The following is a 10,589-nucleotide window of genomic DNA, read 5'->3' on the forward strand; positions in this document are numbered from 1 at the left end:
TAGGCGGGCGTTGCGCCTTTGGGAGGGGCCCTTCAGACATCGATGCTCACCCGGGTGCCGATCCATGAATCAGCGACCAAACGACCGCCACCGCTGTAAATCAGGCCGTCGTCCGGTTCGGGCGCAGCCGTCGGAACCTGCTGCCTGAGGAGCACCGGGCCGCTGGATGACTCGCCGAATGTAAAAAGCGTGCCTGTGCCGGACCGAACCGGGGGGTAGAAGGGTACGGGCACCAATGCAGCGGATTCTGTCATGTTCCGAGTTCCAGACCATTGAGATTAACAACCACAACGAATTATGCAACAACCGTACACATCCGAAGGCTTAAAATATCAAACCGAAATAATTAGGTTATTCTATTTTTTGCGTCTGATCGTGTCGATGGTCCGGCAAATTTTGCCTGTTGGGTCGCCCGTCAGTCTGCCTACTTGCCAACCAGGAGAGGGCAATAATCGTTCCAGTGAACGGTCCGATGGGCTGCTGGCGAACGGCAACGGTTGTCATTGTCGATCAATTTACGCCTTTCGGTCTGCGGGCGGGGTGACACAGATGTTTTCAAAACTGAGATTGGGTTGACCGGCGGCATCCAGCGTAAGAAAAACGCGGGCGCCACTGCCGCCGGAAAGTGCCGGCCACCGGTTTCTCAGTTTCAGGAAATCAAACACCTGGAGTGCCTGCTGAATCAGCGCAATTTCATCTTCCAGTTGGGTTTTCTCCGAATCCACCTTAAAATATAGTGAAATAGCGGCATTCGTGCGACGCTTCATTTCCGTTTCGATGCAATGACGCTTGAGATCGAGTTCGACTTTCATCTCTTCCCTGCCCAAAAAAACGATTTCCAGTTCGCTTGCCGACCCGGAGCCGTTCGGTTTTTCGGTTGTCCACCGTGATGTCGGGTGTGTCGTCGATGATGCGCATGACACCTCGTGTTCTATCCGACAGGCATCGTCGACCCCGTTAAATCGGTTGATCGCCACGTTTATACCAACACAATAAGACCATCTGAACACACTTCAACTATAACCGGGTCGGGAGAATATGGGGTTATACGACTACCACGGTCGGTTCTATCATGCCATGGACTCACTACGGTTGAGCGGCACGGACGGGTATGTCCATATGATCCATTGGCTTGCCCTCATGGGCAAAAAAAGGTAGGAATGACGAAAAAGGAGAACCTGCCATGCTGTCACTAGATCGATTGTTAAAGGAGAGCGAAAGGATTGAACCGGTACCCCAGGTGATTCATCAACTCATGGATCTGGTTGATGACCCGGAGGTTCCCGTCTCTGAGATTACGGAGCTGATCCTTTACGAACCGCTGGTAACCGCAAACTTGCTCAAATTGTCCAATTCAGCTGCTTTCGGATTCAAGAGAAAAGTGGACTCGGTGCATGATGCCGTGGTTCTTTTGGGATTGAAACGGGTGGTTGAAATCGTGCTGCTCAACAGCGTAACCAAACCGTTGAGGTCGGCCCACCAAGGGTATGGCCTCGAGGAGGGCCAATTGTGGAAGCAATCCGTCTCCTGCGCCCTCATGGCCAGCGCGATCGCGGAAACCACAGAGGCCCCGGGAAAACACACCGTTTTCACGGCGGCGCTGCTCAAAGACATTGGCGTCATCGTCCTGGACCGGCACATGGGTGAAGCCATGGAGGCGATCCGCCAAGCCATGGAGGCCGACCGCCTGAGCCTGGTTGAGGCCGAACGGAAGGTACTGGGCATCGACCATGCCCATCTCGGCGGATTAATCGCCGAGCAGTGGAACTTCAGCGAAACCCTGGCCGGTACCATCCAAAACCACCACCTGACAGATGAGGTGACTGACGTTCCTGTGGAAACCGCAATGGTCTACCTTGCCGACTGCATGTGTTCGATGTCCGGTCTCAACGGAGAACTGTTCTGTGGGCATTACGTCCACTACGACCGGTTTTGCGACCAGCTCAGCCTGTCGGAAGCGCGCGTAAACCGGATCATGTCCGATTTTTATGCCCGCAAGGATGATATTTATGGTCTGCTGGCCATTTTATAGCCGTTTGGCCCCGTATATAAAATCGATAGGAGCGTGACATTAAATGACCCCGTATGAACTATCAAAGCTGATTCACATGGAACTGTCACCCATCGCCCCCCGGTTGTCCGCGGCGATCAACCGCGCCCTGGTGGATATCGGGGAGGGATCCGTTCTGGTGGGGCTCGGCCCGGGTACGAATGAAAATGAGGATGTCTCTTTCCAGGCGTTCGAAACCATCAACACCATCGGTGGGGATGCCGATGGCGTACTGGCGAAGATTCACGAGATGATGTGGAAACTGGAAGAACATTCCTCATGGAAGGTGATTATCGACAAAAAACCCGGGCGACAGGGAAAACCGATCGAGTTGCTCTATACCCTGGTTAGAACGAAAGGGGACCTGTAGCCGGGGATGGGATGAGCGCCTACCCGTTAAAAGGACGGGGCGGTCAATGGACCGCCCCGCAGGCAGAAGGAGATGGATGAAGAGGAAGTAACGCTTACCAGCGGCAATCCCCCGATGTGCCGCTGTACATTTTTCATCGGCACTTGCCTGACGCAACTTTAACTTTTTTTTAAATTTTCTCACCTTTGTTTTATTTTCGTTCCAACTTGAATTAAAAAATTATTGCATCTTTAATGCAATTTTACTATATCCATCTCACCGTGGCTGACGCGCAGCAACCCATTTTCCCCCACATCAATCATGCGAATTTTTGAAAACATCATCCGCAGCATCATCAATGATAGTGGTCTCAAGCTGAATACCATCAGCAAAACCTCAGGGATTTCACACACCTACCTGACCAAGCTGATTAACGACAACATCAACCGGCCGGGCAAGGATAAGATCGCCTCCATCATGCTGTCGCTTAACTATTCCATCGACGAGATCAACACGGTCTTGGCCGAATATGACTATCAGGCCCTGGACGAACCGGACATTCCCGAAATTCTGGAAAATAACCGGAAGCGCAAAATCCAGGGAAACACCCTCTCGCTGTACGACGATATTCACGTCAAACTGCTGCTGTCGCCTATGGAGCGCAAGGGCGGCACCAAGATACTGGTGAAAAAAGCGCCATCGGTCCTGTTCATGCCCGATGAACTCTATTTGGGCCGCAAGACCGACTCGAATGAGGATGATCCGCCGGACAAAAGCTTCTACCATGCATTTACCAGCGCCCTGTTCAAGGAGCGCAAGGCGATTTTTCAAACGAGCTGTGACGCGGGAACCCGGTTCGAGACCTATATCTGCCGGCATTGCCTGGAAGAGTACGTTAAAAAGGTCATGGATGCCAATCAGGGGAATCAACCCGAATTGGTGCTGCATTTTTTCGCCAATGCCGCCGCCGCCGTTCGGGCCAACCCGGATCAGCATCGCACCTGGATCATGGAGCGCTGTCCCTGGTTCGACTACATGATCCAGGGTGACGACCACGACGATCCGAAAGTGTTTTTCTTCGGCAAGAAAAGCCATGACTATGGTTCCACCACCGAACAGGTCAACCTGCAGGGTTTTTCCTCGGATTCACCGGCCATGATCGATCTTTTCAGGAAAGAAACCCAGTTGTGCCGCAGTGCCATCGACCCACAGTTGAAAAAGAACTATCCCGACAGTCTGATCCGTTACTTCATTCAGCTATTCAGGTCCTATGGGTACGCTGCGGCTTTCACCGCGTATATGGACCGGCCCGAACCATCCAATTAGGTCCGTCGTCACAGGTGTTGATCGGCCGGGTTACACTTGATCGTCAGAGGCCGATCGAAAGAATTATAAGGGTGTATCAGAAAAACGGCCAACCGCTGGCATTGCCCGCTGCACGGTTGCCATCATCACCACAACCAGGAGGAGGAGCTAAATGAAAAAATGTCTTGCAGTTACCCTGACCCTTGCTGTGCTTTTCGGCTTTGGGGCCCTTGCCGGCGCCACCACCCTGAAGGTGGGACTGGATGCCGACCCGGTGTCCCTCGACCCCCACGTGCAGCTTTCCGGCGGCATGTTGCAGTATTCCCACTGGGTATTCGATCCGCTGGTCCGCTATGCTCAGGACATGTCCATCGAACCGCGTCTGGCCACCCGCTGGGAGCGCATCGATGATCTGACCATGCGCTTTTTCCTGCGTGAAGGGGTCAAATTCCACAGCGGCAACCCCTTTTCGGCCAAGGATGTCAAGTTCACGCTGGAGCGGCTGAAAAAGAGCGTGGACTTCAAGGGGCTTTTCGAGCTCTTTACCGACGCACAGATCGTCGACGACTACACCATCGACATCAAAACCAAAAAACCATATGCCCTGCTGCTCAGGATGTGCACCTATATCTTTCCCATGGACAGTGAGTTCTACAGCGGTAACGATGAATCGGGACAACCCAAGGATGCCATCGTCAAGATCGGCCCCTCCTTCGCCCTGGCCAACGAATCCGGCACCGGTCCCTATACCGTAGCCGAGCGCGAGCAAGGGGTAAAAATGGTCCTTGACCGTTTTGCTGACTATTGGGATACCGCCTCGCCGGGCAACGTGGATCGCATCGTGCTGACCCCCATCAAGGAGGACGCCACCCGCGTGGCGGCCCTGCTCTCCGGTGACGTGGACTTCATTTCCCCGGTGCCCCCCCAGGATTTCAAACGCATCGAAAAAGACCCCAAGGTGAACCTGTTCACCTATCCCGGCGGCCGCATCATCACCTTGCAACTCAACCAGAAACGGCGCCCTGAGCTCCGTGTGCAGAAGGTCCGCCAGGCCATCGTTCACGCCATCAACAACGAAGGCATCGTCAATAAGATCATGAAGGGCACCGCCACCCCCGCCGGCCAGCAGAGCCCCAAAGGCTATGCCGGCTTCAACCCTGCCCTGACCCCGCGCTACGACCTGAAAAAGGCCAAGGCCCTGATGGCCGAAGCCGGGTTTGCCGGCGGCTTCGAATGCACCATGATCGCCCCCAACAACCGCTACGTCAACGACGAGAAGATCGCCGAGGCCGTGGTGGGCATGCTGGCCAAGATCAACATAAAGGTCAATCTGAAGACCATGCCCAAGGCCCAGTACTGGGATGAATTCGACGCCCAGGTGGCCGACATCCAGATGATCGGCTGGCATTCGGACACGGAGGATTCGGGCAACTTTTCCGAATTCCTGGTCATGTGCCCCAACAAGGAGACCGGCTACGGTCAATACAACAGCGGCAACTATTGTAACCCGGAAGTGGATCGGCTGACCCTGGCCGCCCAAAGCGAAACCGATCTCAACCAACGCGCCGCCATGCTGCAGCAGATCGAGCAGATCCTCTATGACGATGCGGCCTTCGTTCCTTTCCACTGGCAGAACCACTCCTACGGCGCCAAGGCGAACGTAGATGTGGCGCCGATTATCAACACCATGAACTTCCCCTATTTCGGGGACATCGTGGTTAAGTAGTATTCCAGCACAAACGGCATCTTTCGACCCAGGCCGGCGTTCTCACTCGGCTGATATCCTCGACGTAGCGCTGCTACGCCTCCGGTTTCAACCTCGCTGCGGCCTTGGCCTGAATCGGAATCTACCATTTGTGAACGAACGCTAATGGGGGGTGGACTGATATTTCGTAAAGAGATAACGCTCCACCCTCTTTTAGCGAACAAATCACAATGCCTAAATCCAGAATTCCAAACCCTATGATCTTGATAAAAGGACATTATACTTCCCTCAAGCAATAATAATGTCGTTAAACCATTGGCGTAGCTAATTGAAAATATAGATGATGGCGGACAATAGTTGGTTTGTATCTTGTTTGATATTTTGAATTTGGAATTTATTTGAGATTTAATTTTTGTATTTTGTTATTTAACTCAGATTTGTTGTTTACGGCCTACGCCTTTTCAACAGCACCGGTTTATCCGAGCTAGGATTGGGAATGAAATAATATGTTTGCTTTTGTCGTCCGACGCGTCACCCAAGCCCTCTTCGTCATGCTGATCATCAGCCTGGTGGGGTTTTCCATTAAAAGCGAGATCGGCGATCCGGTCCGGGACATGGTGGGCGAACGGGTGACACCGGCCGAACGGGAGCTGCTGCGGGACAAACTCGGACTCAACGATCCCTTTGTCACCCAATACCTCCGGTTTGCAAAAAATGCCGTTCAGGGGGATCTGGGCCTGTCGTTCTTTCATAAGAAGCCGGCCCTTGCGGTCATTGCCGCCAAGGCCCCGGCCACCCTCGAGCTGGTTTTCGGTGCGGCACTGATCATCATCTTCATCTCCCTGCCCATCGGTGTCTTCTCGGCGATCTATCCGCGCAGCGCTTTTTCCCGATTCACCATGGCGTTTTCCACCCTGGGGGTGTCGGTGCCGGTGTTTCTCACCGCCATCGTTCTGATCTATATCTTCTCCGTCGAATTGAACTGGCTGCCCTCATACGGACGCGGGGAGACCGTCAGCCTGGGCGGATGGGAAAGCGGCTTTTTCACCGTCGACGGCATCATGCACCTGATCCTTCCCAGCTTTTCCCTGGCCTCGATCATGCTGCCCTTGTTCATCCGCCTGATCCGATCGGAGATGATGGAAGTCCTGGAGACCGAATATATCAAGTTTGCCTGGGCCAAAGGCCTGCAGCGCAAACGCATCTGGTTCATCCACGCCTTCAAAAACACCCTGCTGCCGGTGATCACCGTGTTCGGCGTCCAGATCGGCATCATGTTCGCATTTACCATCCTTACCGAAACCGTTTTTCAATGGCAGGGCATGGGTTTCATGTTTTTAGAAGCGGTGGAGCGGTCGGACATCTCCCTGCTGGTGGCCTACCTGATGGTGGTGGGGGCCGTTTTCGTGGTGGTCAACACCGTGGTGGATATCATTTACGGACTGGTGAATCCCACCATCCGGATTGCGGGAAGAAAATGAACCGAACCTGGCAACGATTCAAGGCATCCTATCTGCTGTTCAGCTTCAAACAGGACAAGACAGCGATCTTCAGCCTGGCGGTCCTGCTCGTCCTGCTGGCCACCGGCCTGCTGGCACCGGTGGTCTCTCCCTACGATCCCTATGATCCGGCCAATATCGACATCATGAACTCGGAATTGCCGCCTTCCTGGACACCAGACGGTGAAACGGCCTTCCTGCTGGGCACCGATATCCAGGGGCGCGACCTGCTCAGCACCATGATCTACGGCCTGCGGTTGTCCATACTCATCGGCTGCGGGGCGGTGGTTCTGCAGGGATTCCTCGGCGTCGTCGTCGGCCTGCTGGCTGGGTATTTAGGGGGCAAGATCGATGCCGTACTCATGCGCATCGCCGACATCCAGCTCTCTTTTCCCTACCTCATGGTGGCCATCTTCATCAGTGCCATCTTTCAGCTGGCCTTCGGCATCGGCCACTACGAAGATCTGGCCGTTCCCCTGCTCATCGTCATCATCGGCCTGTCGGAGTGGCCGGTGTATGCCCGGACCGTACGGGCATCGGTGATGGGCGAAAAGAACAAGGAGTACGTGGAGGCGGCACGGGTGATCGGGCTGAACCGCTGGCGGATCATGTTTCGCCACGTGCTGCCCAACACGATGACCTCCGTATTGGTCATCTCCACCATCCAGGTGGCCAACGCCATCATGAGCGAGGCGGCCCTCTCCTTTTTAGGTTTGGGCATGCCGGTGACCAAGCCTTCCCTGGGTTCGTTGATCCGGTCCGGTTTCGAATACATCTTTTCCGGATCCTGGTGGATCACCCTTTTCCCGGGAATATTTCTGGTGCTGCTGGTGTTGGTGATCAATTTGTTGGGGGATTGGCTGCGAGATGTGCTCAATCCTAAATTATATAAAGGATAAAAGCATAGTTTTAAGTGCGAAGTTTTAAGTGTTAAGATACAGCGGGACACCTTCCCTTAACACTTAAAACTTAACACTTAACACGTTTTGGACCTTTTATGTCACACTTATTGGAAGTCAACGACCTCGAAGTTAAATTCGGGTTGCGGCAGGGCGATCTGACCGCCATCAACGGTATCAGCTTCAACCTGGACAAGGGCGAGCGCATGGGCCTGGTGGGCGAAAGCGGGGCCGGCAAATCGGTCACCGGTTTCGCGGTCATCAATTTGATCAGCAAACCGGGTTTTATCTCCGGCGGCCGGGTGATGTTCCACGGCCAGGATCTGGCGTCGCTCTCCGAAGAAGCCATGCGGGAAATCAGGGGCAACCAAATCAGCATGATCTTTCAGGATCCCATGATGACCCTCAACCCAGTGTTGACCATCGGCACCCAGATGGTGGAGACCCTGATGGCCCACCGCAGCATCACCCGAGCCGAGGCGGAGGCCATCGCGCTGGAAAAGCTAAAAAAGGTGCAGATTCCCTCTCCGGAGAAACGCCTGGCCCAGTATCCCCACGAATTTTCCGGCGGCATGCGCCAGCGTATCGTCATCGCCATCGCCCTGATCACCGACCCGGAGATCATCATCGCCGACGAGCCAACAACAGCCCTTGACGTGACCATCCAGGCCGAAATCATGGATCTGTTGCAGCAGCTGTGCGAGTCGGAAGACACGGGGTTGATCCTGATCACCCACGATCTGGGGGTGGTATCCCAGGTGACCGAAAAGATCGCCGTCATGTACGCCGGAAAAATCGTCGAATCGGGCCTGACCGAACTGGTGGTCAACGACCCGAAACATCCTTATACGCAGGGGCTGATCAAGGCCCTGCCCGGCAGCCTGCAGCCCGGTTCCCGCCTGAACCAGATACCGGGGATGATGCCCACGCTGACCGACATCCCGCCGGGATGCTCCTTCAACCCCCGCTGCCCCCTTTGCGAGGCCATCTGCCGGGACCAGGAACCACCATTTATTCCAGTGGACCACCTAACGCGAATGGTGGCCTGCCACATGGTTAAACCCGACCCCAGCATGGAAACAAAATGACGACTGAGCAGCCCAAACCGATCAAAAATGATGAGAACGGCCTGCTGGCCCTCAAACAGGTGGTCAAGCATTTCGATATTTCCGGCGGCCTGCTGGACCGGCTGCGATTTGAAAAAGGCAAAATCAGGCACCGGCGCACTACCGTCAAGGCGGTGAACAACGTGAGCTTCACCATCGCCCCCGGCGAGACCTTCAGCGTGGTGGGTGAGAGCGGCTGTGGCAAGTCGACCCTGGCCAGAACCACCCTGGGCATCTACCCGCCCAACAGCGGCGAGATTCTCTATCGGGGTGAGCGCATCGACAACAAGAACGCCCAGCAGATGCTGCCCTTTCGACGCAATATGCAGATGATTTTCCAGGATCCTTACGCCTCCCTGAACCCGCGAAAAACCGTGATGCAGACCCTGGAAGAACCGGTGGTGTTTCATCAACCGTCCATATCGGCCGTGCAGGTGAAAGAACGCGTCGCGGAGGTCATGTCCCAGGTCGGCGTCGACCCCAAATGGGCTGGGCGATATCCCCACGAATTCTCCGGCGGACAGCGCCAACGCATTAGCATTGCCCGCGCCCTGATGGTCGATCCCGAGTTCATCGTGGCCGACGAGCCCGTATCCGCCTTGGACGTCTCCATCCAGGCCCAGATCCTCAACCTGCTCATGGATGCCCAGGCCCAACGGGGACTCACCTACATGTTCATCACCCACGACCTGTCGGTGGTGGAGCACATCAGCACCCGGGTGGCGGTCATGTACCTCGGCACCTTGTGCGAGCTCTCCCCGGCCAGGACGCTTTTCAAGAACCCCCGCCACCCCTACACCCAGGCCCTGCTCTCCGCCATTCCCAAATTGGGCCGTAAGCGAAGCGGCCACATTCGGCTAAAAGGTGAAGTGCCCACCCCGATCGACCTGCCCAGCGGGTGTGTGTTCCACGGCCGCTGCATTCACGCCAACCGGCGCTGCATAGAAGAGATCCCGAAGGCGCGAAGCGTGGAGAATGATGTCGTTGTCGCCTGCCACGCCGTGGAGGAGAGGCGGCTGTAAAGAGGGTCGAACAGAGAAGCTGAAGGCTCAGGGCAGAAGGGCGAAAGCCACCCGAAATCGAATCGAAGTCGGGATCGAATGCATGGTTTGCACCTTACACCGCATGTCGATGGCGATGAAATCCCTGACATCTGCTGTTCAATCAATAGCCCGTAAGCCCCGTTTGTGATCGTTATCGAAGCTCCCGAGGCGCCCTTCCAATTCCCTAAAGCGGTCCTTTCCGGTCAGCGATACACATGCCCGAATGCCTTCGGTACGTCTGCTGCCGGTGGTTTCAAGGGATATGGCACTGATGCCGTAGTAGAGCAGCTCCTCCACCAGCTCGACCCCGCTGAAACCGGGATAGGCGACAGTGAAGTAAAAACCGTCGGCCAGGGGTTGGTCTTCGTCCATATCGTAGACCAGCGAAAAGCCGTTTTGGGTGAACAGGCCTTTCATCGTTCGGGCGCGGTCGCCATATTCTCTCACTGCCGCGACAAAGTCGTACCTGCCGTCGTTGACCGCCTCCAGCAGGTTGGCCAGACCATGCTGGGTGCTGTGACACACACCGGCGCTGAGGGAGTACATACCACCGAAAATATAAGCGTAGCCGAACCGGTCGGTGCCGAACCATTGCACCAAGCCGTCGCCGGTGGATTCGAACAGACGATCGGA

General features: G+C 55.3%; 10 protein-coding genes and 1 pseudogene. 8 read left to right on the plus strand and 3 right to left on the minus strand.

Going from position 1 to position 10,589, the window contains the following annotated elements; translation table 11 throughout:
* Nucleotides 1-32: 32 nt before the first annotated feature.
* Together ABYV26_RS12580 and ABYV26_RS12585 are read right to left on the minus strand one after the other, a co-directional pair.
* A complete protein-coding gene (locus ABYV26_RS12580; RefSeq protein WP_372681492.1) occupies nt 33-254 on the minus strand; it encodes a hypothetical protein in 222 nt (73 codons plus the stop codon).
* 261 nt (nt 255-515) lie between these two features.
* Nucleotides 516-977 carry a hypothetical protein gene (locus tag ABYV26_RS12585; protein WP_372681494.1) on the minus strand — a complete coding sequence of 154 codons (462 nt, stop codon included), beginning with the start codon at nt 975-977 and terminating at the stop codon, nt 516-518.
* Nucleotides 978-1,183: 206 nt separating this feature from the next.
* Between ABYV26_RS12585 and ABYV26_RS12590 the strand changes: the two genes are divergently transcribed.
* The 8 genes from ABYV26_RS12590 to ABYV26_RS12625 all read left to right on the plus strand — a co-directional run bounded on the left by ABYV26_RS12590 (nt 1,184) and on the right by ABYV26_RS12625 (nt 9,935).
* On the plus strand, nt 1,184-2,032 hold the full coding sequence (locus ABYV26_RS12590; RefSeq protein WP_372681496.1) for an HDOD domain-containing protein: 849 nt from the start codon (nt 1,184-1,186) through the stop codon (nt 2,030-2,032).
* A 43-nt stretch (nt 2,033-2,075) separates the two neighbouring features.
* Nucleotides 2,076-2,420: a hypothetical protein gene (locus tag ABYV26_RS12595; protein ID WP_372681498.1), complete on the plus strand. Its 345-nt coding sequence runs from the start codon at nt 2,076-2,078 to the stop codon at nt 2,418-2,420.
* Between the two features lie 300 nt (nt 2,421-2,720).
* Nucleotides 2,721-3,725, plus strand: coding sequence for a hypothetical protein (locus ABYV26_RS12600; RefSeq protein WP_372681500.1), 1,005 nt, complete (start codon nt 2,721-2,723; stop codon nt 3,723-3,725).
* Nucleotides 3,726-3,876: 151 nt separating this feature from the next.
* Nucleotides 3,877-5,430 carry an ABC transporter substrate-binding protein gene (locus ABYV26_RS12605; RefSeq protein ID WP_372681502.1) on the plus strand — a complete coding sequence of 518 codons (1,554 nt, stop codon included), beginning with the start codon at nt 3,877-3,879 and terminating at the stop codon, nt 5,428-5,430.
* Between the two features lie 485 nt (nt 5,431-5,915).
* On the plus strand, nt 5,916-6,890 hold the full coding sequence (locus ABYV26_RS12610) for an ABC transporter permease (protein ID WP_372681504.1): 975 nt from the start codon (nt 5,916-5,918) through the stop codon (nt 6,888-6,890).
* A complete protein-coding gene (locus ABYV26_RS12615) occupies nt 6,887-7,807 on the plus strand; it encodes an ABC transporter permease (RefSeq protein ID WP_372681506.1) in 921 nt (306 codons plus the stop codon). Before ABYV26_RS12610 ends, ABYV26_RS12615 begins: the two co-directional genes overlap by 4 nt.
* A gap of 98 nt (nt 7,808-7,905) precedes the next feature.
* On the plus strand, nt 7,906-8,895 hold the full coding sequence (locus tag ABYV26_RS12620) for an ABC transporter ATP-binding protein (RefSeq protein ID WP_372681508.1): 990 nt from the start codon (nt 7,906-7,908) through the stop codon (nt 8,893-8,895).
* Complete coding sequence (locus ABYV26_RS12625) at nt 8,892-9,935, plus strand: ABC transporter ATP-binding protein (protein ID WP_372681510.1); 1,044 nt, start codon at nt 8,892-8,894, stop codon at nt 9,933-9,935. Before ABYV26_RS12620 ends, ABYV26_RS12625 begins: the two co-directional genes overlap by 4 nt.
* A gap of 138 nt (nt 9,936-10,073) precedes the next feature.
* Here ABYV26_RS12625 and ABYV26_RS12630 read toward each other — a convergent pair.
* A pseudogene (locus ABYV26_RS12630) lies at nt 10,074-10,589 on the minus strand (pyridoxal phosphate-dependent aminotransferase); the annotation flags it as partial.

The organism is Desulfosarcina sp., assembly GCF_041551955.1.
Taxonomy (GTDB): domain Bacteria; phylum Desulfobacterota; class Desulfobacteria; order Desulfobacterales; family Desulfosarcinaceae; genus Desulfosarcina.